Source organism: Rubinisphaera italica (assembly GCF_007859715.1).
Classification (GTDB): domain Bacteria; phylum Planctomycetota; class Planctomycetia; order Planctomycetales; family Planctomycetaceae; genus Rubinisphaera; species Rubinisphaera italica.
The window spans coordinates 4,855,728-4,882,307 of the sequence record NZ_SJPG01000001.1; the positions used below are offsets into that span (position 1 = coordinate 4,855,728).

At 49.5% G+C, this 26,580-nt stretch carries 31 protein-coding genes; 4 read left to right on the top strand and 27 right to left on the bottom strand.

Annotated features, from left to right (window positions below):
- Positions 1-7 precede the first annotated feature (7 nt).
- The 21 genes from secY to Pan54_RS18465 form a co-directional block, all read right to left on the bottom strand.
- Entirely contained in the window at positions 8-1,375 is a 1,368-nt protein-coding gene (gene secY, locus Pan54_RS18365) for a preprotein translocase subunit SecY (RefSeq protein ID WP_146504865.1), read from the bottom strand.
- Positions 1,376-1,735: 360 nt separating this feature from the next.
- Positions 1,736-2,185, bottom strand: a complete 450-nt coding sequence (gene rplO, locus Pan54_RS18370) for a 50S ribosomal protein L15 (protein WP_146506490.1) — start codon at positions 2,183-2,185, stop codon at positions 1,736-1,738.
- 145 nt (positions 2,186-2,330) lie between these two features.
- A complete protein-coding gene (gene rpsE / locus Pan54_RS18375) occupies positions 2,331-2,810 on the bottom strand; it encodes a 30S ribosomal protein S5 (protein WP_146504866.1) in 480 nt (159 codons plus the stop codon).
- 78 nt (positions 2,811-2,888) lie between these two features.
- A complete protein-coding gene (gene rplR / locus Pan54_RS18380) occupies positions 2,889-3,254 on the bottom strand; it encodes a 50S ribosomal protein L18 (RefSeq protein WP_146504867.1) in 366 nt (121 codons plus the stop codon).
- A 201-nt stretch (positions 3,255-3,455) separates the two neighbouring features.
- Positions 3,456-4,001 carry a 50S ribosomal protein L6 gene (gene rplF, locus Pan54_RS18385; protein ID WP_146504868.1) on the bottom strand — a complete coding sequence of 182 codons (546 nt, stop codon included), beginning with the start codon at positions 3,999-4,001 and terminating at the stop codon, positions 3,456-3,458.
- Positions 4,002-4,052: 51 nt separating this feature from the next.
- A complete protein-coding gene (gene rpsH, locus Pan54_RS18390) occupies positions 4,053-4,448 on the bottom strand; it encodes a 30S ribosomal protein S8 (RefSeq protein WP_146504869.1) in 396 nt (131 codons plus the stop codon).
- A 117-nt stretch (positions 4,449-4,565) separates the two neighbouring features.
- Positions 4,566-5,123, bottom strand: coding sequence for a 50S ribosomal protein L5 (gene rplE, locus Pan54_RS18395; RefSeq protein WP_165441994.1), 558 nt, complete (start codon positions 5,121-5,123; stop codon positions 4,566-4,568).
- A 51-nt stretch (positions 5,124-5,174) separates the two neighbouring features.
- A complete protein-coding gene (rplX, locus tag Pan54_RS18400) occupies positions 5,175-5,531 on the bottom strand; it encodes a 50S ribosomal protein L24 (protein ID WP_146504871.1) in 357 nt (118 codons plus the stop codon).
- A gap of 154 nt (positions 5,532-5,685) precedes the next feature.
- Complete coding sequence (gene rplN, locus Pan54_RS18405) at positions 5,686-6,054, bottom strand: 50S ribosomal protein L14 (RefSeq protein WP_146504872.1); 369 nt, start codon at positions 6,052-6,054, stop codon at positions 5,686-5,688.
- Positions 6,055-6,109: 55 nt separating this feature from the next.
- Entirely contained in the window at positions 6,110-6,409 is a 300-nt protein-coding gene (gene rpsQ, locus Pan54_RS18410) for a 30S ribosomal protein S17 (RefSeq protein ID WP_146504873.1), read from the bottom strand.
- 57 nt (positions 6,410-6,466) lie between these two features.
- Entirely contained in the window at positions 6,467-6,679 is a 213-nt protein-coding gene (gene rpmC / locus Pan54_RS18415; RefSeq protein WP_146504874.1) for a 50S ribosomal protein L29, read from the bottom strand.
- Between the two features lie 58 nt (positions 6,680-6,737).
- Positions 6,738-7,160: a 50S ribosomal protein L16 gene (rplP, locus tag Pan54_RS18420; protein ID WP_146504875.1), complete on the bottom strand. Its 423-nt coding sequence runs from the start codon at positions 7,158-7,160 to the stop codon at positions 6,738-6,740.
- Positions 7,099-7,800 carry a 30S ribosomal protein S3 gene (gene rpsC, locus Pan54_RS18425; RefSeq protein WP_146504876.1) on the bottom strand — a complete coding sequence of 234 codons (702 nt, stop codon included), beginning with the start codon at positions 7,798-7,800 and terminating at the stop codon, positions 7,099-7,101. Before rpsC ends, rplP begins: the two co-directional genes overlap by 62 nt.
- A gap of 52 nt (positions 7,801-7,852) precedes the next feature.
- Entirely contained in the window at positions 7,853-8,197 is a 345-nt protein-coding gene (gene rplV / locus Pan54_RS18430) for a 50S ribosomal protein L22 (protein WP_146504877.1), read from the bottom strand.
- Between the two features lie 88 nt (positions 8,198-8,285).
- Positions 8,286-8,555 (bottom strand): 30S ribosomal protein S19, encoded by a 270-nt coding sequence (rpsS, locus tag Pan54_RS18435; RefSeq protein WP_146504878.1) that lies wholly within the window; start codon positions 8,553-8,555, stop codon positions 8,286-8,288.
- Positions 8,556-8,616: 61 nt separating this feature from the next.
- A complete protein-coding gene (gene rplB / locus Pan54_RS18440) occupies positions 8,617-9,471 on the bottom strand; it encodes a 50S ribosomal protein L2 (RefSeq protein ID WP_146504879.1) in 855 nt (284 codons plus the stop codon).
- A gap of 62 nt (positions 9,472-9,533) precedes the next feature.
- On the bottom strand, positions 9,534-9,842 hold the full coding sequence (gene rplW, locus Pan54_RS18445) for a 50S ribosomal protein L23 (protein ID WP_146504880.1): 309 nt from the start codon (positions 9,840-9,842) through the stop codon (positions 9,534-9,536).
- 74 nt (positions 9,843-9,916) lie between these two features.
- Complete coding sequence (rplD, locus tag Pan54_RS18450) at positions 9,917-10,549, bottom strand: 50S ribosomal protein L4 (RefSeq protein WP_146504881.1); 633 nt, start codon at positions 10,547-10,549, stop codon at positions 9,917-9,919.
- Positions 10,550-10,617: 68 nt separating this feature from the next.
- A complete protein-coding gene (gene rplC, locus Pan54_RS18455) occupies positions 10,618-11,313 on the bottom strand; it encodes a 50S ribosomal protein L3 (RefSeq protein WP_146504882.1) in 696 nt (231 codons plus the stop codon).
- A gap of 175 nt (positions 11,314-11,488) precedes the next feature.
- Complete coding sequence (rpsJ, locus tag Pan54_RS18460) at positions 11,489-11,812, bottom strand: 30S ribosomal protein S10 (RefSeq protein ID WP_146504883.1); 324 nt, start codon at positions 11,810-11,812, stop codon at positions 11,489-11,491.
- A 328-nt stretch (positions 11,813-12,140) separates the two neighbouring features.
- Positions 12,141-13,067 carry a DUF6807 domain-containing protein gene (locus Pan54_RS18465; protein WP_165441848.1) on the bottom strand — a complete coding sequence of 309 codons (927 nt, stop codon included), beginning with the start codon at positions 13,065-13,067 and terminating at the stop codon, positions 12,141-12,143.
- Between the two features lie 176 nt (positions 13,068-13,243).
- Between Pan54_RS18465 and Pan54_RS18470 the strand changes: the two genes are divergently transcribed.
- Positions 13,244-13,999 carry a DUF6655 family protein gene (locus Pan54_RS18470; RefSeq protein ID WP_146504885.1) on the top strand — a complete coding sequence of 252 codons (756 nt, stop codon included), beginning with the start codon at positions 13,244-13,246 and terminating at the stop codon, positions 13,997-13,999.
- 57 nt (positions 14,000-14,056) lie between these two features.
- On the opposite strand, the gene Pan54_RS18475 is transcribed toward Pan54_RS18470, so the two are convergent.
- Positions 14,057-14,989: a YHYH protein gene (locus Pan54_RS18475; RefSeq protein ID WP_242631367.1), complete on the bottom strand. Its 933-nt coding sequence runs from the start codon at positions 14,987-14,989 to the stop codon at positions 14,057-14,059.
- A 418-nt stretch (positions 14,990-15,407) separates the two neighbouring features.
- On the opposite strand from Pan54_RS18475, the gene Pan54_RS18480 reads away from it, so the two are divergent.
- Both Pan54_RS18480 and Pan54_RS18485 read left to right on the top strand, forming a co-directional pair.
- Entirely contained in the window at positions 15,408-16,493 is a 1,086-nt protein-coding gene (locus Pan54_RS18480) for a PIN/TRAM domain-containing protein (protein ID WP_146504886.1), read from the top strand.
- Between the two features lie 88 nt (positions 16,494-16,581).
- Entirely contained in the window at positions 16,582-18,462 is a 1,881-nt protein-coding gene (locus Pan54_RS18485; protein ID WP_146504887.1) for a hypothetical protein, read from the top strand.
- Positions 18,463-18,494: 32 nt separating this feature from the next.
- On the opposite strand, the gene Pan54_RS18490 is transcribed toward Pan54_RS18485, so the two are convergent.
- From Pan54_RS18490 to Pan54_RS18510, 5 genes are all read right to left on the bottom strand, one after another.
- Positions 18,495-18,923, bottom strand: a complete 429-nt coding sequence (locus Pan54_RS18490; protein ID WP_146504888.1) for a DoxX family protein — start codon at positions 18,921-18,923, stop codon at positions 18,495-18,497.
- Between the two features lie 93 nt (positions 18,924-19,016).
- Positions 19,017-20,255 carry a M16 family metallopeptidase gene (locus tag Pan54_RS18495; protein WP_146504889.1) on the bottom strand — a complete coding sequence of 413 codons (1,239 nt, stop codon included), beginning with the start codon at positions 20,253-20,255 and terminating at the stop codon, positions 19,017-19,019.
- Between the two features lie 205 nt (positions 20,256-20,460).
- Entirely contained in the window at positions 20,461-21,759 is a 1,299-nt protein-coding gene (locus tag Pan54_RS18500) for an outer membrane beta-barrel protein (protein ID WP_165441849.1), read from the bottom strand.
- A 679-nt stretch (positions 21,760-22,438) separates the two neighbouring features.
- Positions 22,439-22,993, bottom strand: coding sequence for an NUDIX hydrolase (locus Pan54_RS18505; protein ID WP_146504891.1), 555 nt, complete (start codon positions 22,991-22,993; stop codon positions 22,439-22,441).
- 188 nt (positions 22,994-23,181) lie between these two features.
- On the bottom strand, positions 23,182-23,883 hold the full coding sequence (locus tag Pan54_RS18510; RefSeq protein ID WP_165441850.1) for a DUF3467 domain-containing protein: 702 nt from the start codon (positions 23,881-23,883) through the stop codon (positions 23,182-23,184).
- 161 nt (positions 23,884-24,044) lie between these two features.
- Between Pan54_RS18510 and Pan54_RS18515 the strand changes: the two genes are divergently transcribed.
- Positions 24,045-26,510 carry a helicase HerA domain-containing protein gene (locus tag Pan54_RS18515; RefSeq protein ID WP_146504893.1) on the top strand — a complete coding sequence of 822 codons (2,466 nt, stop codon included), beginning with the start codon at positions 24,045-24,047 and terminating at the stop codon, positions 26,508-26,510.
- Positions 26,511-26,580 lie beyond the last annotated feature (70 nt).

Below are 26,580 nucleotides of genomic sequence, written 5' to 3' on the forward strand. Positions count from 1 at the left end.
TCAAAGCCTAATTATCGTCTGACTCCAGCATCCCGGTGTAGTTTCTCATGACCAGATGACTGTCAATTTTCTGAACCAGATCCAGGGCAACTGAAACCACAATCAACAGACCTGTCCCCCCGTAGAAGCTGGCCAGCATAAACGGGATATTCATCCAGCGAGCAACAATCGTCGGGATGATCGCCACAACTGCCAGGAATCCAGCTCCGACAAAAGTGATTCGCACCATCACCTGCTCAAGATAAGTCGCCGTTCGTGTGCCCGGACGATACCCAGGAATGAAGCTGCCGTAATCTTTCAGGTTATTGGCCATATCTTTCGGGTTGAACGTAATGGCGGTCCAGAAGTAACAGAAGAAGTAAATCAGAGCGACATAGCACAGATTATAAAGGAAACCGCGACCCTGCCCGAATGCATTGGCCAGAGTTTTCAATGTCAGCGAATCCGTAAAGATATTCGCCGCCTGCGAAAACAGGAAGTAAGGGAACATCAGCAGGCTCGATGCGAAAATGATGGGCATCACACCAGCCTGATTCACTTTGAGTGGCAGATACTGTCGCTGCCCACCCATCACACGGCGGCCACGCACATGCTTCGCACTTTGAATCGGAATTTTACGCTGCCCCTGCGTCATCGCAATCACTCCGACAACGACACCAATGAACAAGGCCAGCAACAGAATCAAACGATCGATTCCCGTCTCGGAACCGGCTCGAATCCCATTCTCAAAGGCTGGCTGCAGAAACTCCCACATCGAGGTCGGCATCTGTGCCAGAATCCCCGCCATGATCAGCAAACTGATCCCGTTACCAATTCCGTATTCATCAATCTGCTCACCCAGCCACATCAGGAAAATTGTCCCTGCAGTCATAATCAGAGCACCCATGATGTGCACGAGCCACCAGTCATACTCTTTCATAATCAAGCCCGCTTCGTCTGCTCCAAAACCGGCCGAGATCGCCCGAATCCAGAAGAAACTTTGCAGCAGACAAATCACGACCGTCGCGTAACGGGTGTATTCATTGATTTTCTTACGACCAGACTCCCCTTCTTTCTGAAGTGCCTCAAGCGGCGGATACACCGACCCCATCAGCTGGAAGATAATCGAGGCAGAAATGTATGGCATGATTCCCAGACCGAAGATGGTCGAGTTCCCCAGGTTAGATGCTGAGAACAGAGAAACCATTTGAATCACTTGGCCAAACCCGGAACCACCCTGCTGCAGCTTTTCCATCTGCATGCGGAATAATTCCTGATCGATGAACGGCAGTGGAATCCAAAAACCAAGCCGGTAAACCGCCAGCAATCCGACAGTCAGCAAAATTTTGTTTCGCAATTCGGGAATGCGAAACATCGTGATCAGCTTTCCAAACATCGACGATAATCCTGAGTCTTACGAGAGCTTATACAAATTGAGAGTAGGAACTTCACGTGGATCCAATCCACGCATAGTATTCATTTTAAATCAGATCGGCCTGATTGCTGAAGACTCCAATTGGGAGTTTTAGCAAGTCCCGCTAATTATGGGTATGAGAGTTTTCGTTCATCTTTGCTATTTTCGCAAGCCCATCACCTAAAGAAATGGGATGAAACGAATGCTCTTTCTAAAAGTAGCGCCGAATAGGCCCAAAACGGGCCTGTCTTAAGCCATCAAAACGAAATCGAACGTTATCAGTTCAAAAAAAATGCCTTCCCGAACTGGAAAGGCATGTACTTAATCTCATACTGATTGTGACTAAACAATCGGTTCCACTTTTCCGCCAATCGAAGTCACTTTATCTTCCGCTGAGGCAGAGAACCGGTGTAATTTGACGTTCAACTTCTTCGTCAACTCACCATTCCCCAGCAGTTTCACAGCATCGAAATTGCCGTGAACCAAACCTTTTTTCTTCAATGCTTCAGGTGTCACATCTTCGCCGTCCTGGAAATGCTTCTCCAGATCGTAAAGATTGATAATCGCGACGACATCGGCAAAGGCGCGGTTGTTAAAACCACGTTTGGCAACTCGCATGAAGATTGGCGTCTGACCACCTTCAAACCCACGGCGAGTACTGGAGCCAGCACGAGATCCATAACCTTTATGGCCACGACCTGAAGTCTTGCCATGTCCTGAACCTACGCCACGACCAATTCGTTTACGTTTTTTACGCTTATGTATGCCGCGATGGACATCATCGATAATCATGGGAGTAACTTTCCCGTATGTCGAGACGACTCGTAACATACGGTCTCGTCTCTCAGTGTCTATTTATCTTCAATCGCAAAAACTGCGAAACATTTGGCTCATTTATAACCGGTAACGAAATCCAATACCGGAGTCTCTGACAAAATTAAACGTCTACACCACGTAAGCGAGCAAAATCATCCCGGTTACGCAACTTAGACAAAGCATCAAAAGTTGCCTTAACCACATTGATCGGATTGGTGGATCCGCGAACCTTGGTCAGGATGTCTTTAATACCGACGGATTCAACAACCGCACGCACACTGGCTCCCGCAATAATACCTGTACCAGGATTGGCAGGCAGGAGCAGAACACGGGCAGAACCGAATCGACCTTCAATCTGATGAGGAATCGTATCGCCATTCAGATTCACGCGAATCTTATGGTGATTGCAATCCTTGACCGCTTTTTCTACGGAGGTAGGAACTTCGTTCCCTTTACCGTATCCCCAGCCAACCTCGCCTTTATGATTTCCGACAACGACCATGGCTGCAAAGCTGAACCGCCGTCCTCCTTTGACTACGCAGGCACAACGTCGGATTTGTACGACTTGTTCCTGTGAGTCTGATTTGGTTTCCGTAGCCAACGCTTCACTCCCAATTCTTCAATATGATCAATTAGTTGTCTTCAAAAGCCCATCTTGTTATCGACGAGCAGAAATACCTTAGAAGTTCAATCCGCCTTCACGGGCCGCATCAGCAAGTGCTTTTACGCGACCATGGTACTTATAACTGCCGCGATCAAACGCAACCGCGTCGATCCCTTTTTCTTTTGCTCGTTCTGCAAGCAGTTGTCCCACTTTTGTAGCGCCTTCAACATTACCGGCATACTTGCTGGGGCCTGCAATTGCAGGCTCGATGGTACTTGCAGAAACAACAGTGTTCCCTGCGGCATCATCAATGATCTGAGCGTACATATGGCAGTTGCTGCGAAAGACTGACAATCGCAGTTTCCCAATTGAGCGAACTCGATTACGGACGCGGAAAGCACGACGATTCCGTCGATTTGTGACTCGTTTTTGAACTTTCATGGCCGATCGCCAACTTCCTCAAAGCTTATATTAACTGTGCCAAAATATCTGTGCCAGTGACGCCAGATAGTATCGTGATTGCTGAATGATTTCTTGCTGGAAGCCAGAGAAATTCATTTATTTTCCAAAGCATGTGAACCTAATGACTTCAGGCATTAGGACACGGCTCGAAATAATCGGCTTAAGCCGAATTTAATCCCGTTATTTCGCGAAAGCTTTACCAGCTTTACGGCGAATTTGCTCACCCTGATAACGCACACCCTTACCTTTATAAGGCTCTGGTGGTCGTACCTGGCGAATATTTGCGGCAAACTGCCCCACGGCATGCTTGTCCGCACTCTTAAGAATAATCAGAGTACCAGATGGCAACTCGCAAGTCACTCCATCGGGAATTTTCAATTTAATCGTATTCGCAAATCCAACCTGAAGAGAAAGCTCTTTCCCATTCATGGAGGCTTGATATCCAACACCAACCACTTCCAGGCGTTTTTCGAATGGAGTCACAACACCCAGAGCCATGTTGTTGACCAGACTGCGTGTCAGACCATGCAGAGCACGACTTTGACGGGCATCATCTGGACGATTTACAACAATTTGAGCCGGATCAGTTCCGATTTCAATGGAAACGCCCGGATGATGTTCCAGGGTTAAAGTACCCACAGGGCCTTTAACCGTCAAAGTGCGACCGGAGAGGCTCACTTCCACGTTGGCCGGGATTGGAACAGGTTTTCTGCCAATTCGAGACATTCTGCCAAAACTTTCAACTGAAGCTGCATGAAACCATGTCAGCTCGAAATGTTACCATACTGTGCAGAGAATTTCGCCGCCAATACCCTTGGCTTTGGCTTCTCGATTACTCAACACGCCCTGGCTCGTAGTCAGGATGCAAATCCCCATGCCCTGCATCACCTCAGGAGTCTCTTTGACTCCTGAATAGCGACGGCGTCCTGGCTTGCTGGATCGCACAATTTTCTGAATGACTTGTTCGCCATTCGGACCATACTTGAGTTGAACGCGCAAGATTCCTTGAGGAACCTGCTCGATGATTTCGTAATTCCAGATATATCCTTCACGCTTCAAAACGTCGGCTATGCCTCGCTTGAGCTTAGAATCTGGAATATCAACAATTGGACGTTCGATCGCAACGGAATTGCGAATTCGTGTCAACATATCGGCAACCGGGTCGGTCATCATGGTTGCATTGTTCCCAAAACTGAATCTTAACAGGGATCGTAAATACGCAAATCGTGTTCTCACGATTTGGTGAGCCACAGTCTACCATGAAGGTATTCTATGACTCGAAACTTATTTTTAGTTATTTGTGCCAGGCTTACGGAATGGAAATCCAAACTTAGTCAGCATGACTTTCGCTTCATCATTGTTTGTCGCAGAGGTGACAATAGTAACATTCAAACCTTGAATGTACTTGGCATTGTCGGCATCAACTTCTGGAAAAACCATCTGCTCAGAAAGTCCGAGAGAATAATTTCCATTGCCGTCAAATGCATTGGCTTTGACTCCGCGAAAGTCACGAACTCGTGGTAAAGCCAACGTAATCAGACGATCCAGGAATTCGTACATGCGTTGTCCACGCAATGTCACACAGCAGCCGATTTCCATCCCCTCACGCAACTTAAAGCCGGCAACCGACTTTTTCGCACGAGTAATTTGTGGCTTCTGCCCTGCAATAACGGTCAAATGCTGCACAGCTTCTTCAAGACGTTTCCGATCTTGAATCGCTTTTCCAAGTCCCATATTCAGAACAATTTTCTGAAGCTTGGGAAGTGAGTGAACATTCTTACGTCCAAACTCTTCCTGCATCGCAGGAACAATTTCAGTGTTGTATTTCTCTAATAACCGGGTCACGATTGACCACTCCTCATTCTGACCATACTGTCAGGATCACGGTATTGAATTGGATTATTTGCTTGTCGCGTATTTTTCACGTGGTGGGCTGATCGTCCCACAGGCAGTCCCGCACTTTTTGCAGAACCGCTCTTTCGAACCCTCTTCTGTATATCGAAGCCCCAGCCGAGCAGGCTTTGAACAGGACTCGCAATAGTACATCACATTACTGCTCTGGATGGGCATTTCCATCTGGAGTCGTCCACCCGAAGGTGACTTGGGGTGTCCCCGCTTGACATGCTTATAGACCTGATTGACTCCCTGAACAACCATTTTCTGGCCGCCTTTGAGCACTTGTGTAACCAGATGAGGAGTGCTTGAGGCATTCTCTCCAGTGATTACAACGACTTGGTCACCCTTTTTTATTTTCATGGCTTCTGCACAGTCTTACAACTAATAGTCTTCGCAGTTGATCATCTTCACCAGGGAAGACGATGCACATCCAGTATCTGAAATCACATTACTGTGACAATATTTGTAATATCTTTGAGACCCACTCGCCTCCAATGGAATTAGCCTCGACTGGCTAAAATACGTCTCGAGCCAGGGAAACAATTTTCATAAAACGAGCTTCCCGCAACTCACGAGCAACTGCTCCGAAGATACGAGTGCCTCGTGGATTGCCATCCTTGTCAACAAGAACGACTGCATTTTTATCGAAACGAACATAACTGCCATCATCACGGCGAGTTTTCTGTCGTGTTCGGACAATAACTGCTCGGGCAACCTGGCCTTTTTTGACAGGGCTACCGGGCAGTGTCTTTTGAATACTGACGATGATCACATCACCAATTTTAGCAGTACGTCGGCCTGTGCCACCTAAGACGCGAATACAACGGGCAATTTTTGCACCGGTATTATCAGCGACTTCCACAACGGTTTGCATCTGAATCATGGGATCGACTCTTCAATCAATTCGCAGCTTATTTGAATACTAACGCGGAGAATACTTACTCGTCCGACACATTTTCCGCAGTTACGGGATCATCAATACGAGCAGCCATGGGATCAGTCATGACTTCAACAATCCGCACCAGATCCCAACGCTTCAAGCGGGAGAGAGGGCGAGATTCAATAATCTCAACCTTATCCCCTTCTTTAGATTCGTTGTTCTCATCGTGAACATGACAGACTGTCTTTCGACTGACAATTTTGCCATATCGTGGATGCTGAAACAGTCGTTTCACTTCGACGCGGCGCGTCTTGTTCATTTTGTCACTGGCAACAATGCCGATCAGTTTCTTCTTCATTCCAGATTCTGTCCGTCACAGGGTAGCGGATTTAGCCGCTTTGGTTGTTCTCAACAATTATGAATCACTTGATTCGACTGCAGCGAGTCGCTCGTTTTGAATCGTTTTGATCCGTGCAATCTCACGGCGTAACTCTTTTTTACGGCTAGGAGTATCGAGCTTCTCAGTTACAGCCTTAAACTGTAATTGAAAAAACTCTTTCTGCGTTTCTTTCAACGAAAAGCCTAATTGCTCATCGTTCTGTTCGCGTAATTCAGAAGCTTTTGACATTGTCAAATCTCTCTACAGTGGCCAACAATTCGACCACCTCCGCTGACATATTCGGTTATTAATGTGTTCCATGCGTACGCTGCAATAAACGAACCTTCATTGGCAGTTTATGTGCAACACGTGCAAAACAGTCTCGGGCAGCATCGTGAGATGCTCCTGCAATTTCAAATAAAACCGTACCTGGCTTAATCACAGCAACCCAGCGATCCGGTTCCCCTTTACCCTTACCCATTCGCGTTTCGAGTGGGCGGGCGGTGACTGGCTTGTGAGGGAAGACTCGAATGTAGAGCTTTCCTTCACCGCGAATGTACTGCATAGCCGCAATTCGGCACGCTTCAATTGTTTTTCCGGTGATCGTCCCTGGCTCAAGTGACTGTAATCCCCAGTCACCGAATGCCAGTGTATTGCCGCGAGTCGCATTACCTTTTATGCGACCTCTTTGGCTTTTTCGATGCTTGACCCGCTTGGGCATCAGCGCCATTGTTAGACTCCTCGTCTGAATAGTTACCGCGGTCAACCCATACCTTAATGCCAATAATCCCCTGGGCAGTCTTAGCAGTCGTATGACCGTAATCAACGTGCCGCTGGAGAGTGGAAAGTGGAATCGATCCGCGGATTCCTTTTTCCTTACGTGACATTTCTGCGCCGCCCAAGCGACCAGCTAGTTCGATTTTTACTCCGTAAGCTCCTGCTTCCATCACCTGATCAAGCTGACGCTTGAGGGCTCTGCGGAAGCTTCCTCGCTTTTGCAATTGCTGAGCAATATCTTCTGCAACGAGGATGGCGCTCTTGGAGGCATTATTCACTTCGACAATCTTGATTTCCATCCGGCGACCGGTCAACTCTTCGAGCTCCGCCTTAAGGCGATCGATTTCCTGGCCTTTACGCCCAATGATTACACCTGGCCGAGCCGAGTGCAGATTGACGTTCACATGATCTCGTGTACGTTCAATTTCAACCTTTGCGATCCCGGCAAATCCATAGCGGGTTTTCACAAAGTTGCGAATTTTAACATCTTCCACCAGCAGAGTACCGAATTCTCGCTTGGAAGCATACCAGCGACTACGCCAGTCTTCCACAATACCGACTCGAAATCCTGTTGGCCGTGTTTTTTGTCCCATAACTGTGACCTGTCTTGAATACGTCTCTAGCCGATGTTCAGTCGGCTTCTATTTATGATAATTCAGGTGCATCCAATGCCACATGAATGTGGGCAAACTTCTTCTGCAACATATCTGCCCGACCGCGACCACGAGGCCAGACTCGCTTAAAACTAGGCCCCATATCGACACGAGCTTCTGTAATCTTCAAAGTAGCCGGGCTGCGTGCCCCACGATCTTCTGCGTTGGCGACAGCACTCTGCAGGACTTTTTCCAGCATTTTAGCGCCACGATTCGGAAGGAAACGCAGTTGCTCCAAACCCTGGCTAGCCGTCATCCCTTTGACTAAGGCCGTAAAATGTCGGACCTTGGTCGGCGAGATCCGAGCGTACATATGTGATGCTTTGACTTTAGACATAACTATTCTCAATACCTGTTGCACTCACTCAGAGCGCCAGCCAAATAATGTCTTTCATAACCTTCAACGACCGCAGTGGAAGTTGAAATTATCGCTTACCCTTAGCCCCATGGCCTCGGAACGTTCGCGTCAATGAAAACTCACCCAATTTGTGACCAACCATCTCTTCTGTCACATAGACATTCAGATGGGCACGACCATTATGGACGAGAAAAGTATGACCGATAAACTCGGGAGCAATCGTTGAATTACGCGCCCAGGTTTTGATCGGCGTCTTCTTGCCGGCCTCATCCAGACGTGCAATTTTGTCCAACAGGTTATGATCCACATAAGGACCCTTTTTGAGGGAACGCCCCATAACTTAACCCTAACTCCGAATAATCTCTTAACTTCAATAACCAGTCCCAACGACCGATTGCTTACTTCAGCTGACCATAACGTCTTGACTTACGCCGACGAATAATCGCCTTCGTTGATGCCTTTTTACGCTTCCTGGTACGACCTCCCTTTGCCAACTTTCCAGTTGGACTACAAGGATGACGTCCTCCAGAGTTTCGACCTTCACCACCACCCATCGGGTGAGCAACTGGATTCATGACCGTACCGCGAACATGAGGACGACGCCCCTTCCAACGCTTACGACCAGCTTTCCCCAACCTGACCTTACTGTGCTCTGTATTGCCAAGTTGACCAATTGTTGCACGGCAGGAACTTGGTAAGCGACGAACTTCACCGGATGGCAAAGTAATCTGTGCCCATCCGCCTTCAGTCGCATTCATCACCGCAACACCACCAGCACTTCGGCATAATTGTGCCCCGCGACCTGGCTGCATCTCGATAGCATGAATTTCTGAACCCGCAGGAATGTTTGCCAATGGCAGACAGTTTCCCATCTTAGGATCAGCCTTTGGGCCGTTTTCCAGCTTATCACCAGCCTTAAGGCCAACAGGAGCCAGAATATATGCCTTTTCTCCGCCCTCATACTGCAATAACGCAATACGGCAGGTTCGATTGGGATCATACTCGACTGAAATCACTTCAGCAGTCACACCATCAGTGCGTCGCTTGAAGTCAATCACACGATACATCTTACGATGCCCGCCACCACGGTGACGAACTGTAATTTTGCCCTGATTGTTTCGACCCGAGTGCTTTTTCAGCCGCTTGAGCAGAGACTTCTCTGGCTTCTTCTTTTTGTCCGTAATATCCGCAAAGTCACTAACGGACGCATTTCGGCGGCCTGGACTTGTCGGTTTATATTGTCGAATACCCATGATCGACTTTCTGAATTCAATATCTCAAACACACAGCTGAACAAACAAAATGGAAGGCTTACCTAGAAGAAAGAAATTCGATGCTCTGAATCGAGCTCAACAATCGCCTTCTTCCAGTTTTGCGTATGAACCATCCCCGATTTTGTTCGACGAGGCTTGCCCTTACGATTCTGAGTTCGAACCTTAGTCACTTTAACATCCCAAAGCGACTCAACCGCCTTGCGGATCTGAGTTTTATTGGACTGTGCATGAACCTTGAAGGCGTAGACATTGTCTCGCTCCGCAAAGTGCGTACTTTTTTCCGTCACCAACGGCTTGAGAACAATCTGATAGGGCTCGAGATTCAAGCCCGAACCTGACTCCACAGACATACCCAACCCCTTAAACTCACAAACAATCTAAAACTCGATACAAAACAACGAAAGGACTCAACCTGACTCGTTAACTACTTCTCTGACTCTACACTTCGCAAGGAATCCAACGCCGACTTCGTCACCACCAACATACGCTGATGCAGCAAATCATAGGCATTCAACCCCGCAGCCGGACTGACCCGAAGACCAGCAATATTCCGAGCCGACTTCCAGAAATTCACATTGTAATCCTGTGTCGTCACAAGTGTTTTCGATGGATCCAGACCTAATCCGGAGAGCATCGTCACGACCGACTTCGTCTTCGGAGAATCAAACTGAATATCATCAACCAGACGAACCTGCTCGTCTTCAAATTTACTCAACAGTGCCATTCGAGTCGCCAGACGTATCGCCTTCTTAGGAAGACGATAGCTCCAGTCGCGAGTTGTCTTGGCAAATGTGTGCCCACCACCTCGCCGAATTGGAGACCGCTTGCTACCCGCACGGGCATTACCAGTCCCCTTCTGGCGATACATTTTCTTCGTCGAGCCGCTGACCATCCCGCGAGATTTCGTAGCGGAAGTTCCGACGCGGCGATTTGCCTCATACATCACGACAACATCGTGAAGCAATTGCTTATTCACACCGGCAGCAAGCTCTGCAGGATCGAACTCGTAAGTCCCAACCTCTGAACCTTGCTGATTATAAATTGGTAATGAAATCATTTCCACTAACTCCGACCACCCTACGGCAGCACCGCTGTATTAATAACTTCCGAGAACAAAGCCCAGAATTAACCCATCTTGTTTGTTTGGCGAACAATCACATAACCGCCCGTCACACCAGGCACCGCACCCTTAACGAGCAGCAAGCCCTCTTCCTCAATAACACGAACCACTTTCAAATTTCGCATTGTGATCTGGCAGTTACCATACTGACCAGCCATCTTCGTCCCCTTAAGAACTCGACTTGGATCAGCACTCTGACCAATGGACCCACCATGACGGTGAACCTTTTTCACCCCGTGAGTAGCTCGCTGACCAGCAAAGTTATGACGCTTCATCACACCCGCAGTACCGCGACCCTTTGATGTACCAATGACATCTACGTGCGAAATCTCTGCGAAATGAGATACTGTCAAAACCTGACCAACATCCAACCCGTGATCTTCACCCTCTGTGCGAAACTCGCGAACATACCGCTGAGGCTCGCAATCCGCCTTGGCCAACAACTCAACACCAGCCTCTGTCCGAGACCGACGACGCTTGCTGTTAATCTCCGCAACATGACCACGCTCAGCTTTCGTCGCCAAGCGACGAGGCTTATCGCCAAAGCCAAGTTGCACTGCCTCATAACCATCCCGCTCAACAGTACGAACCTGCATCACAGGACATGGACCCAACTCCAACACAGTGACAGGCACAACCACGCCAGCCTCTATATAGACCTGAGTCATTCCGATTTTTCGTCCGAGCAGCCCTACTGGCATGTCTCATCTTCCCCGAATCAGTACGCCCGAAAAACGAGCGCGAACCGAAATCACAATAATTACCAACAAATAGTTCGATGACCTGCACGGCCACTGCGAGCCAATAGAAATTAACGAAAACAGATTCGCCAACCCCACTTTTCCCGGGCAACACAACCCGAAAGGGCCCTTGCCACTAGGCAGTCGCTTTAATCTTGATATCCACGCCAGCAGGCAACGACAACTTATTCAAAGCGTCAATAGTTTTACCCGTCGGCTGCACGATATCAATCACTCGCTTGTGAGTTCGAATCTCGAACTGCTCACGAGACTTTTTATCGATGTGCGGGCTACGCAAGACCGTATACCGCTCAATTCGCGTTGGCAATGGAATTGGACCGTGAACGATCGCACCTGTACGCTTGGCTGTATCTACAATATCCGATGCGGACTGATCCAGCACTGAATGATCGTAAGCCTCCATCCGAATACGGATTTTTTCCTGAGATCCTGCGGACACTCCGCCACCCCTTTTTTGCCATGAACGCGAATGTAAAAAATCATATCAACACACGAGCAACCAGATGCCGTGCGGAGGGAACGCTACCGCTGTCCATCGAAAAATCGATCAACTTAAGCAGTTTCCCACGTCTTCCCGAATGGGGAAGCGGGGATAGTACTAGTCTCGCTAAACCTTGTCAACGAAACAGGCCTGTTTTTTCTTAAACAAATCTTAGATCAAACTTCAAAAACACTTTTCGACGTTTATGACCCAGTCCGTTATTGAATTCAAAGCGGTTTTGCGAGTCAAGTACACAACACTATCGGCTGCACGACCCTCAAAATGTTTAACGGAACACTTCCCATTCCTGATGTTTAACAGACGAACGCCTCACAATCCAGTCAGGAAGACGATTAAATTTATCTGCCAATTCATTATTCACGGAAATGTCAACCAGACCGGCATGCCCGAACAACAAGTATCTCAGCCGTAACGGCTTTTCCTGGGAAATGAGTAACGATTGCTCTCGACAGGCCGATGGCCCCATCCAGCCATCTTCCCGAACATGCCAGCCAGGTGGCGAGTTGGGATTGGCTTGATGATTGATACAGGTGATCCCTTCTTGAATTTCTCGACGACTTTTTCCGAGTCCCGTTAAAACACTCCCGGAATAGTCGACCCACTGATTCGACTGCCCAAATATGGCTGGCTCGCCTGAGCGGCCCTGATTATCCGTGATTAAACCATTCCCAAAGTAAGCCGAGATGGTTTTCGCCAGCCTGATGGCGAGAAACCCGAAGTTCGTCTGCCCCAGTTCCAATTCTTTTGAGGTCGGGGTGAATGTCGATTGCAGTTCGAGAATTGTCCCACCCGACTCATGCAATCGAAATCCTGCCACCAATTCCTGGGTCATCAATGGCTGAGGATTATGCCCGTCGTGCCAGTCGAGATTCACCGCCATGATGGCTTCATCCGCTCCATCGCGATAGCAAAGCCACTCTTTCTGGCGAATATAAGCGGTTTCGTTATTCGACCAGAAGTCAATTCCCTGAACTTTATGATGGGCAAACCAGATCGATTGATGATGATCGTGATTCGGAGCACCGGGATGCCCCATGCGTGTCAATGGCTCATTGGATGGACCGCAGAATGGAAAGAAATATGGTCGCCTCGATTCCGTCCCAAAGTTCCAGCGGATTTTCTCAACCCCATCCACACGAAACGAAACTTGGGATTGCGGCTGCTGGAGTGCCTGAAATCTTGAAGATTGCATAATCGAGTCCATAAATCACCAGGTTTCATTGTAAGATCTGCATTGAGAAACATACGAAAAGATTTTTTGACACAAATGAGATGTTTTCGCTACATAGACCACACGGGCATGTTCTCACGCCTGATTGATTCCCCGCGCCAGCCTCCAACCCTCTTCTACATAAAAGACATAACGATATGTATCGATTATTTCTTCTCACTCTAGTCTGCCTGACAGTCGGCTGCACTTCAACGACGACGACAAATACCGCACGATCCGCTAAGGAGCAAATGCTGGTTTCAAATGCGGTCGATCAATCTCTGGACAAGGTCGATTTCACGCCGTTTGCAAACAGAAACGTCTTCCTGAACGACAAATACGTCGATTGTGTCGACAAAAGCTACGTCATTTCCTCAATTCGCCATCGATTATTACGCGGGGGAGCCCGACTGGTTCCTAAAGAGGAAGAAGCGGATCTGATTGTGGAAGCTCGAGCAGGAGCGATTGGTACGCATTCCCAGGAAGCCTATCTGGGAACTCCGGAAGTTGTTCTGCCTGGAATGCTTACCTTGCCGGAAATGCGTTTGATTGAGCGGAATAATCAAAAAGGGATCGCCAAAATTGGTCTGGTTGCCTACGACGCCAAAACGCGTGCTCCACTGGGATCGGGTGGAATGTCTCTCGCGGAATCTGACGACAGCAACTACTTCATGCTCGGAATTGGACCTTACCAGGGAGGCTCAATTAACAAGGAAATCAAAGAAGGAAAGAAGGTTCTGGGCGGGAAAAAATCTCAGAAAATCCCACAATCAGTCGCCTTCTCATCTCCACCTGCCAGCAATCCGGTTCTGGAACCTGCTGGAACACTGCATCTGGCTTCCGGTCAGGAAGAGAAAAAACCAGAGGAAAAGAAATCCGCTCAAACCACAGATGCACCAGCCTGGGCGAAATAGGATAACACCAGATAACGGCAGAACGATCCAAACTGCATAGCTATCAATCCGACGACATCACCTGGGTGGTGGAAACGGAGGTCTTCGCCCCGGTCCGCCGGGAAATGGGGGGCCGCGTTTCGCGAAGCTCGCATCGGGCGTCCCTCGAAAATACCGTGGAATAAACGGAAAATCCTCCGTCACGTAATAGTGATAAATTCCGCCTGGATACTCCGGCGTGACACCTTCCCGCCCATTGCATTCGTCGAGATCGCCGCTCCCTTCAACAAATTCGTAGTCTTCGACGAACGTTCCATCGTAAGATTTCCCAGGACCACCGGGCCGTTGCCCCGATTTAACACGATAGCTCGACTTCATTCTCTTTAACCCCGAAGACAGATCCTGAGGATTCCGGTATCCCTCAGAGCTATAAATCGGGAAGCCATCGGCTGCATAGCCAATCAGGATGGGATCGGTATGACTCGAACTTTCTTCTCGAATCTCCACCAGCCCTGTCGGTAAACCATGGTAATGGTAGCCCCCGTCAGGCTGGACGTGGGCATGATGCTCATCGAGTCCCAGATTGATTTTTCCGGAATTCGCTTCGTACTGCCAGCCAGAACGTCGATCCCGATTCCAGAACTCCGCTGCCCCGGGGTCAAAAGGGACTCCATTCAGCGCAACTCCAAATCGATTCATTCCCACAGGCGTGACTGTGCGTGCCTGCTCAGGTTGGAGTGGCATTCGAAATTGATACTGCTGCGCAGAAACCCGATTGGGATTCCCCCGCCGCGGAAACTGCCCCGGTTGATGATCGGGCAAGCCATTGCTGGTCACAATTCGATATTCCCCTTTTTCAGCCATCGTAACCCGACTGGCAGAGGAATTCCCTGACAAATGCGTGTGAGCAGGTTGACCGGGAGCATCGTGAGCCTCCGCCTGAACTCCCCGGAAGAACAGACCACCACACATCAGGCATACTCTGAATAACTGATCGTATTGAAAATTCATTCGTCGACTTTTCGGAAATGCAGAAGGTTTGGAACAGGCTCTTTCGCGTAAACTCATTATCGTGGTCAGTAACGGATTGTTAATTCAGGATTCCACAACCAGTCGACTTGTCTGCAATAACAATTGGTTTCCAAACAAACATTCAACTCCGTAGTTATACTGAATGAGGTTGGAATTCATGAAAAAGTCTCTCAGAACAATGATTTCCGTGCGTAGAAAATTGACAAGTGACGTCGTATGATGACTGGCACAGGAATCGATCTGGAGCAGTGAGAAATTACTCCCCGCACACTCGCGATGAAGAAAGAACTGGCGAGTCCCCAGGTTTCCCCAATTTTTTAATGAACCAGGAAACCGATCTTGCGACCGCATGCAACGGTGTTGATCGGAATCTCATAGATAGACAGGTGAAGTTCCAATGCTTTTGGGAATTATTCGAGCGGTTTTTATCTGCATCGCGGCTGGTGCCTTTGCGACTTTTGTCAGCCAGACGGATGGATTACCGGATGTCATTCAAAATCATCGCTTCCCCACATTCTTCGGCTTGATGGCCATCGCCGTCGGTGTGATTGTGGTCGATGTGCTAATTCGTCGAAAACGAATTGAAGACCTCTCCGCTCTTTACTTTGGCCTGCTGATTGGTGTTTTGCTCAGCTACTTATTGATCCAGGCCGTCGAACCGATGTTCGAGCAGGCCTTCGCCGCCCAAGGGCGTGGCTATTACAATATGTTTACGATGGTCGTCGTACTCACCCTCCCCTACTTCTGCATTTCATTCCTGATGCAGACCAAGGATGACTTCCGATTTATCATCCCGTATGTCGAGTTCTCTCGCGAACTCAAAGGGGGACGACCACTGGTTGTTGACAGTCATGCACTGATTGACGGTCGAATTGCAGAACTCGTCGAAACGCATGTCATCGACTCGCAACTGCTCGTACCTGATTTCGTTCTCGAAGATCTCCAGCGAATCGCGGACAGTGGCGACAAAGTCCGACGCGGCCGCGGACGGCGAGGGCTCGATGTACTCAGCCGTATCCAGCAACATCCTCATGCCGAGATCCGCATTCACAACACGAGCACAACTCGCGGAAAAACGAAATCGTCTTCGCACGATCAACTGCTCATCGATGTCGCAATTGCAGTCAGTGGCCGAATTGTGACGAACGACGTCAATATTAATAAAATTGCCAGCGTTCAGAATGTCGATGTTGTGAACCTGAACGATGTTTCCAATGCCCTCAAGCCAAAATACATCCCAGGCGAACATGTACGGATTCAGCTTATGAAAGAAGGGGAATCGTATGGTCAGGGGGTCGGGTATCTCGACGACGGCACGATGGTCGTTTGCGAACAGGGCAAGGATCTTGTTGGCCAGGAAGTCGATGTTGAAGTGACCAGCGTATTGCAAAACAGTGCGGGTCGCATGATTTTCGGAAAGCCCAGTGGCTCCGAAACTTCTACCCCCAGTCGAATAACCCGCTCGTCAAAATCTTCCGATTAATATTGTTTTCGTAAATGACAGAGGCGGTTCCGGCTGAAATTGTACCGCGCGAATTCTTATAGTGTTTCTTTTGACGATTGACCCATCGATGGCAGCTACGAATCTCACTTCCAATCCTGAGCAAAAATCAGCGAATCCCCCCACAAATTTGAATTGGGCAGCAAATTTGAAATGGGAAAAGTCAATTCGTTCGCAGATCGAAAAGCTGACGAAAAAACAGAAAGCTGACGAACTGGCAGGATTGCTCGCCTTTGGCGGATGTCGCGGAAAAGGCTCTGCCATTAAAGCTCAGAGGATTTCATTTCTCCAGAGTCTACAAAATATTCTGACGATTCCTGGAAATGAACAGCATCCGTGCTTACCGATTCTGGATTTCCTGCTGTCAAAACCGACCGGCAAAACAAAGTCGAATACGTTGCCGCAAACTCTGTCGGAATTGATTGATGCTTTGCTGGTACTCCCGGTCACCTCCTGGCTGGACTTAAAGATTGCAGATATCGTCGTTGAAGCAGGACTGTATCTGTGTTGCAGTCGAGAACTCTCTACAGAACAGTGCCTGGCGTTCTATCAGCGATTAGTGGCTTATCAATCCCTCATCGAACAGACCGACGGAATGACAGAAAGCGATCGACTTTCACCTCTGGAGTCCCTGTTACTCAAAGCGGAGTCTCGATTAATATTAGGAATCGCCCTGCAGCATCAGGCGGGATCCCGCACGTTAAGACGCGATGGCCAGTCCGGCTATGCCGAAGAACTTGATGCTTATACCGATAACGATGGGACGCCCCACGCAAACCTCCTGACAGAACTCCCACTCTGGATGGCTTCATTTCAGCGTGGGAATCTTGCGAGTCAGTGGATTGAAAAAAGCTGGCTGAGCAGAAAGTCTCAGGACCGCTGGGAAGATCTGCTGCAACGAACCGCCAGCCTGACCTCAAGCCAGGGACAACTGGCCCTGGCCAACGGGACGGCTCAATTCTGGCCGACAACTCTGGCCGATTCCCTCCAAAACCTGAATGATAAAAAACGCCCCAACTGGATGCGTCAAACATTACAGTCGATCGGTTCTACAGCGACAACATCTGCAAAGTCAAAACGCTCTAAGCCAGATGAAGATTTGACCGCCGCGACTCAATCCGACTGGGCAAAACTGGCCTCTCTCCGCTGTAACTGGTATCCGGGAGCAGATCATCTCACCATTGCCTATGGCTCGAACAGTCCACAAATCGAGTTTTCGATACTCGGATTGCCTCTCCTGAACGGCAGCTGGAATACCGAACTCAAAATTGAGGGGCAAATTTGCGAGTTGCAGTCGGAATGGAATTCTCTCTGCTGGTACAATGACGAAGCGGGTGACTTTATCGAACTGCGTAACGAAACAGATCACGCAATTATCGATCGGCAAATTTTTCTGTCACGAAACGATCAGGTCGCCCTGCTCTGTGATTCTGTCACGACAAAAACAGATGCGACTGTTCAGATTTCCTGGCAGTTACCGCTCGCAAAAGCCTGGAAGGGGAAGCCGGATACTCATACTCGCAGCTGGAAACTTCGCCAGCAGAAACGGGATGTCAGACTGATGCCCCTCGCCATTCCGGAAGATGTCGTTCATCGCGCCGATGGCAAACTCGAATGCACCGATGAGGCGATCACTCTTGAGCAAACCGGACGGCAGAATGTCTGCATGCCACTCTGGCTCGACTGGTCTCCGACTCGCCGGGGAAAAGCCTGCGACTGGTCGCAATTGACCATCACCGAAGCCCGCGAAGTCCTTCCCTCCCCAGTCGCCTTTGCGGCTCGCTGCCGAGTTGCAAACAGCCAATGGCTCTTTCTACGAAACCTCGAATTCAACGGCACACCCCGAGCCGTCATGGGTTTGAATACCGATGCCGAAACCGTGATAGCCGAGGTCAATTCCCTGGCGCAAGCAGAAAAGCTGGTCGAAGTACAGTACGAAGAGGAAGAGTAACTTCTCTTCCTGCGACTGATTCCTATCGACAGTTACTCCTTTTCCGCCTTCGGCTTGCGCTTGCGGAACATCGACTGGAACAGTGGATAGAGTGCAATACGTCCACCACCAGTGAAGATTAATGTGGTGAATACCACCAGATAAATCGCCGCTTTTTCTTTGACTGCCCAGGCATCCGCACCGTGAATGACAAACAGAGCGATGAACATCGTAAACGCCAGCGGGATCGCGGCTACCGGTGTGAACAGCCCCAGAATAACCAGTCCGGAACAGAAGACCTCAGCCCCGACGGCTCCTGAGAGGCTCATAAAGCTGCCAATTCCCAGCGGATCGGGAAAGGTTTTTGCCTTCTCCGCAAAGGTCAGAAGTTTCGGAATGCCGTGAGTCAGCATCATGCCTCCTGCTCCGACACGCAGGATTAACAGTCCGAATGAAGTGAATAGGTCCTGTTTAGCAGCCATGATGATTTCTCTTTGGGATTGAGGATTAAGTGGAACAGTGACTCACTCGCTTGCGCTTCGTGCTTGTAAAGTTCTACCTATCGTACAGTTTATTTATGAATTCAGGGTAAGGGATTCACGTGGGCCGATGGCAACTGTTGTCGTGTGTCCGAGTGGGTACGCTTTCAGAAGATTATTGATGTCATCGAGTGTTAATGACTGCAGTGTGTTCAGGTCATCTTCTACCGAACGATATTCTTTGCGATAGACCCAGTTACTGCCCAGTGAGGAAAGCCGTCCCATCGGACGTTCGCTGCGTAATACAATACGGGAAGCAACTTTGTTTTTGGCCTGCTCGAGTTCTTCGCTTGTCACTCCATTTTTGTTGACATCCTCAAAAATCCGAGCCATGACCGCCATATTTTTCTCGACGTCATCAGGATGGCAGGTCAGAAAAGTCATGTAAGTTCCTGAGCCATCGTATTCGTTGTAACTCAATTCTGCGGCTTCGGCATGCCCCGGTTCAATCAATTCCCAATAGAGCCGGCTATTTGCATCATCGCCAACAATCACGGAAAGGATATCGGCCGCAAATCGCAAATCACTTTGCGACGTCGGAGCAGGAGTCATTTGTGCGACATGCTCCTGATTTGAACTCTCCTTCGTTATCACCGCCAATCCGCCCGCAGGAACGGCTTCCTGAGTCGGGCGATCCGTCATGCCCGATGGCCAGTGGGCACAATGCTTTTCTGCCAGTTCGACCACAGTCGACCAGTCGACATTCCCGGCTAGCGCCAGCGTGATATTTCCAGAAAGATAATTGGACTTGTGATAGGCCCGCATCTGATCAGCCGTCAACGCAGTGATGCTCTCGACCGTTCCCAGAATACTGCGGGAAAGCGGATGACCGGCAAAGTGCGTCTGCATCAATTTTTCGTAGGCGGAGAAAGCGGGCATGTCGTCATACATGCCAATTTCTTCAAGAATGACGTTCTTCTCCATGTTGAAGTCGTCGGTTCGCAATGACGGATAGAGAATTGAAGAAACCAGCTCAAATGTTTGAGACAGATATTCGGGCAGAACTGCGGCATAAAACAGAGTGACTTCTTCACTGGTTGAGGCATTGTACTTGGCCCCGACTTCATCGAAGATGCGATTCACATCCATCGGCGTGTAGTTTTCAGTCCCCTTGAACACCATATGTTCGAGAAAGTGACTCACACCGCTGACTTCATCGGTTTCATCCCGCGAGCCAACACGGACAAAATAGCCAAAGGCGACACTTTGCACATTCGGATTGATCTCGCCGACAATCGACAATCCATTCGGCAGGGTCATCTGTTCAAATTTCAACGGTCAGGCCTTGTTAGGGTCTAGTGTCATGGGATAAGGGTCCAGGGCAAACTATCAAACCCTGGTCTCTAGACTCAGGACCCTGGACCTTTCCCTTACTGTAACATGATCGCAGCGCAAAAAAAATCGCCGCCGACTTCGGAAGTCCGAGGTCGGCGGCGGGCATCTTAAATTCTTCGTTCAGCTTTGGCTGAAGCTATCTGGACTAGAAGGTCAGGATAGCGTCAACTCCGAAGATGAAGCTGTCGAATGTGTTGCTTCCAGAAGCTGCGTTGATCGCAGCTGCTGCAGCTGGTTCGCCGAAGTAGTAACGAACTTCAGGACGAATGACGATGTTGTCTGTTGGTCTGATATTAGTACCCATTGTGAGTGAGTATGTATCTTCGCCAGCAGTACGCCACCATTCAAATCGTGAACCAACACCGATTTTGTCGGACATGTTGTAGATCAGGTACTGATTCAAGCCGTAAGCTTCAGTTGCAGTTCCTGCGATACCGTATGGATCGTAAGCAGTTGCGTCGACGTAGTCAGACTGAGCAACATAGTTCCACTCGCCTTCGCAACCGAAGGTTTTGTCCAGAACCAAGCTGTGAGTGTAGCCAGTACCGTTTGCACCCAGGTCACCGAAAGTGGTGATGTAGGTCAAAGAAGTGCTGTCATTCAGAGCGATGCTAGATCCACCCAGGAAGCTGCTTCCGCCAGCATTCTGATCGAAACCAGTATCCCAGCCGAGTGTCCAACCGTAGTAGTTTGTCACATTGTCGCTGGCAGCGTGTGTTGCCAGAACACCAGTGTGAGTAAACGCTTCAGAGTTGTACATCGTGAAAGCATGGCTGTAGAAGAAGTTATCGGGAGCAGTCACAACTTCGTATCCCAGAAGGGTGTAGAAGTGACCAGCGATAATCGACCAGTCGCCATTAGCAACTTCGAGGTATGCCTGTGGCAAAGCCCAACCGTAACCATTCGGATTGTTTTGGCCATTGTTGAAGTCCCAACGGCTGCTAGCATTACCGAAGGCCTGAGTGTCGTTAGCGTCGGTACCATACATGATATCGAAGCGTCCACCCCAGTCCCAACCGCAAGAACCGTCTGCTGTTTTCTCAACATACAGCCAGTTCTGGTGTGAATTGAAGCGATCCTGATCATTGTTGAACAACGAGTTGTTCTTCGTATGGTAGCCGAGCTGAGTCCAGCCACCGAAAGTCCATGGACTCTCTTCTTCACAGCAGCCTGTGCAACCATCGTCGATGCAGCAGCTGTCGTCGATGCAATCATCGATGCAGCAATCATCAACGCAGCTGTCGCCGCAGCTCCACAAACCACACATAGATTTCAATCGTCCGCAAAGACGATCGCCAGCTGAGTCGAAGACACAGTCTGGTTCACAGCAAGAATCATAACAGCAGTCGCCTGCTTGTGCTGAGCTGGTTGTGCCAAAAGACATTCCAGCTGCGATGAGGAAGGCGCTTAGAACCTTCCAGCTCTTGGGGGTCATTAACATCATGTCTCTCCTTGTTCTCCCTTGGGAATGTTTGTGGCAGACGAGGGCAGGTATACACTCCTGCAACACAGATCCCCGCCTGCGAGGATCTGATCTCATGCAGGAGGATCTGCCACAAAACGACTGAACCAGGAATAATTCCTGTGACGAGCGCGAATGGGGCAACTCTTTCAGTTAGATTTATCGGCCACGCCCCTGAAAAAGGATGATGTCAATTGATCGTTAACCCCCTCAAAATGGTTTCCACAGAATTATCTCTGCAATATCGTACTAATCGTTACATCTTAACAATGAGAAATGGCCTAACGTACACTCCCCGGGCCAGTTATGCGGGATTTTCAGCCCCTGAAATCGGAATGACTCGAAAGAGAGGCAACTCATGACTGAACGGAAATACTAGAAACAGAACCTTGTCAAGAAAAATTCAAACTCTTTTTCAAGTCAATCCCCCCTCGAAAAGTATTGAGACGACTGGCAGAATTCTTAGCTCTGCATGCATTTGAGCGATTCTGCACGAGAATTTTCAGCGACAACCAGCACAACACGGTCATTAACAATACAAGCACGAAGCGCAAGCGAGTCAGTCAGGCCCGATAAACAGTCTCACTTGCGCTTCGTGCTTGTATTCTTATTAATAACTGCATCTCATCAATGGAAACCCGATCACCATGGGGAAAAGGGTTCATGTGGTACGCCCGGAAACCTCGTCCACATCTTCATCCGGCACACCAAAGGGAGCAAAATGATCCCACTCTCGGGACTGATAATAATGTTGGAGCGCCCAGTGATTCGACAGAAACGCCAAGTTATCCCAGGGAATGTCTTCCCAGGCGAACAACCGCACATCATGGCTTTCCGGGCCTGCTGCGAATTCGGGTTTGTCCATGACCGCTCGATAAATCAAATGCACCTGGCCAGCGCGGGGAATCGAATAGACACCCAGTAACGCATTGATCTCCACCTGCACGCATGCTTCTTCCCAGGCTTCCCGCTTCGCCCCTGCTTCCGCGGTTTCTTTTAACTCCATAAAACCCGCAGGAATCGTCCAATAACCTTGTCGAGGCTCGATCGCCCGATTGCAAAGCAGAATTTTGCCCTCATAAATCGGAACCAGTCCGACAATGATTTTCGGATTCTCATAATGCACCCATTCGCACTGATTACAGACTAGCCGGGTGCGATCATCCCCAGCGGGAATCTTCTTTTCAAAATGCTTGGGAGGATGATAGGAAACCATGTCAGTTCGCAATAGGTTGGGGAGCAGGGAGACTCTCTATTATTAACGCTACTCCTGGAGAATGGAAATCAGAAAAGGAATACGTTTTCATTAAAGTTCCCACCCCTCGGCTTTCCGCTTTCAGCCCTCCGCTTTCAAGTATCTGGAGGCTCACTTTGTTCGACCCCAGCCACCCTGTTTCATATTCCTTAATCCTCTTTATTGGGCGGTGGCGTTTGCCGTTTTCGAAATTGATCAAACGAATGCGAAAGCGAATTCAACAGCGGCTTGACTTGTGGAATTGCCATGAAGACGCGGGCATTGACGGTGGACCGCGGAAAAATATTGGCCACAAAATCGAAACAGAACTCTGTCGGCGAATGACGAATCAATACGGCATTCGCATAAGTCCCTCCGAATAGATGATCGTCCAGTTTCAAATCGTCATAAATCTCTTCGATGGGGGGAGCCTTCCGATTGCTCGCTCCCCCTTCCGTCGCATTCGAGTGCACCGCTCCCTCAGGGCCAATCGAGCCGACAAATCCGCCAGGAGCCGCTTGTTCAGGAGAACCCGTGGGAGTACTCGGAAGATTTTTAGTTATGGGAATTTCCGGCAGTGCACCGAACTGCGTTTCGTAATTCTGCAGGCTTTCCCGCAAAGTATTCGCAAACTGGCCAACGACCGGAACGGGCAAAATCAATCGAGCCATCACGCGATCAGGCTTGCCCATCCGCAGGATGAAGTCGATGACAAATTCATAATTGCCACTCAGGATGATTGCCGCATTCGAAAACACACCCAAAGCCGCATCTTCGCTCACACGAGCCGTCACGGCCTGATGACGAAACTCGGCATGCATCGGCTGAGACGATTCGTTATCATTTTCATTCTCGGGATGAGAGTCGGTCATATCTCTACTTTTCTGGTTGATGATCATTCAATCTCTTCAGCATAACCGATTGCCGAGTCACTCTCGACATTGTCACCAATTTTCCGATTTCATTTTCTGAAATTCAGTCAATTTCGTCAGGCAATGCCTGATCGACAGATTAACTTCAAAGAGCAGACATCATGACCTTACCGAATTATGAAAAGCTGGGTGTCTTTTATCTGGGTCGGGAATTTGATCTCGCTGCCGACAAGCTGACCGATGATATCGTGCTCTACGACAGTAAAGATCTAACGACCCATGCCGTCTGTGTCGGGATGACCGGAAGTGGAAAAACCGGGCTCTGTCTCTCGTTACTCGAAGAGGCTGCGATTGATAACATTCCCGTCATCGCGATCGACCCCAAAGGTGACCTCGGAAACCTGTTGCTCACATTCCCAGGTATGACGGGAGAAGAATTTGAACCGTGGGTCGATGCAGGCGAAGCTCGCCGTAAAGGCCAAACAACCGCCGAGTTTGCCAAAGCGACTGCCAAAAAATGGAAAGAGGGACTGGCCGAGTGGGATCAGCAGCCCGAACGCGTCGCCATGTTTCGGGACTCGTGCGATCTGGCGATCTACACTCCGGGAAGCGATGCCGGCTTGCCGATTTCAGTCGTCCAATCTTTCGCCGCCCCCAATGAAAAAATCCTCAACGATGGTGATGCGTTCCGCGATCGAGTGATGTCAGCCGTATCGAGCCTGCTCGCATTGTTACAAATCGATGCCGACCCCATCAGCTCCCGCGAACATATTCTTCTCTCGAACATTCTGACCGTCGCCTGGCAGCAGGGCCGGAACATGACGATTCCGGAAATTATTCGCGAGATTCAGCAGCCGCCTTTCCAGAAAGTCGGCTTCATGGATCTCGACACCTTCTTTCCGGAAAAAGACCGCTTCGGCTTTGCCGTCAAAGTCAACAACCTGCTCGCTTCCCCCGGCTTTGCCAGCTGGATGCAGGGAGAACCACTCAACATCGAACGGATGCTGGTCACGAAATCGGGCAAGCCACGAATTTCGATCATGTCGATTGCCCATCTGTCCGATTCCGAACGAATGTTTTTCGTTACGATTCTGCTCAATGAGTTACTCTCGTGGATGCGAAGTCAGCCGGGCACAACATCGTTGCGAGCGATTCTCTACATGGACGAAGTCTTCGGCTACTTCCCGCCGACCGCCAATCCTCCCAGCAAATTGCCGATGCTGACGATGCTCAAACAGGCCCGCGCTTACGGTGTCGGTATCGTGCTCGCCACTCAAAACCCGGTCGATCTCGATTATAAAGGTCTCTCCAACACAGGCACCTGGTTCCTGGGACGACTGCAAACCGAGCGAGACAAAGCCCGTGTCCTCGATGGCCTCGAAAGCGTTGCCGGTTCTACGGGAACATCATTTGACCGGGGCGAAATGGGGCAAATCCTTTCCGGCCTCGGCAGTCGGAAATTCCTGCTGCATAATGTGCACGAAGATCATCCCGTCGTGTTTCAAACTCGCTGGGCACTTTCCTATTTACGCGGCCCACTCACCCGCCAGCAAATCTCGGAACTGATGAGCGAGCGCAAAGCCGCCTTGCCCTCACCATCAAAGAAGTCTCCCGCATCAACTCATCCAGCAATCTCGACTTCAGTCGAGTCGATGTCTGTCAGTCTCGCTCCCAGCATTTCCGATTCCATCACACAAAGATATCTGGCTGTCGCCAAACCTTTGCCCCCTCATGCCAAACTGATTTATCAGCCCGGTTTGCTCGGCATGGCCAAAGTCCATTACGTCGATTCCAAAGCCGATGTCGATCTCTGGAAAGAAGCCGCCCTGATCGTACCTGAATATTTCGAGAATACGATCGATGTCTGGGACGAGTGCGACATTCACTGGTCGCCCGATCTCGAATTTGATTCCTCAGCCGATAGTGTCGCACTCTATCCGGAAATCTCTCAGGATTTGACGAAGTACAACAACTTCCGTTCCTGGCGAAAACAATTGCGGGATTACATTTATCGTGATGTCACTCTCCCACTGTGGACTTCGGAAGATAAGAAAGTCTATTCGACTCCCAAGGAGTCCGAGTCTGGCTTCCGGTTACGGGTCGCACAGGAGTTGCGGGATCTCAACGATCTGGAGATCGAAAAACTGAAAGCGAAATACAAATCCAAATTCCAGACGGCCAGGGATCGCGTCATTCGAGCCGAAGAACGCGTTAAGAAAGAGGAAGCCCAATATAAAGAACAATCGTATCTCTCGTTTGTTTCGATCGGCCAATCGATTCTGGGAGCCTTGCTGGGCCGGAAGATTGCTTCGCGTACAAACGTCTCCAAAGGAGCAACCGCCATGCGAAGTGCAGGTCGTGTCGTTAAAGAGAAAGGCGAGATCGAAACCGCCAAACAAAAGATGGAACAGGAACAGGAAAAACTACACCAACTCGAAGAAGAGTTCGATGCCGAGGTCGATCAACTGGAAAAGCGAATCAACCCCGAGCAACTCAAGCTGAAAAGCTACCCTGTTCGCCCACGAAAGTCAGATATCAATGTCGCCGATGTGGCCCTCTTGTGGATGCCTTATGCAAGAAATGAAACGGGCTCGCTCGAACCTTTGTTTTCATTTGCAACGTCATGAGCTCGACTTACAAAACTTAAGCACGTTAAAACTATTTGGGTGGCGGGGGCGCTCCGCTTTAGCGGAAGCC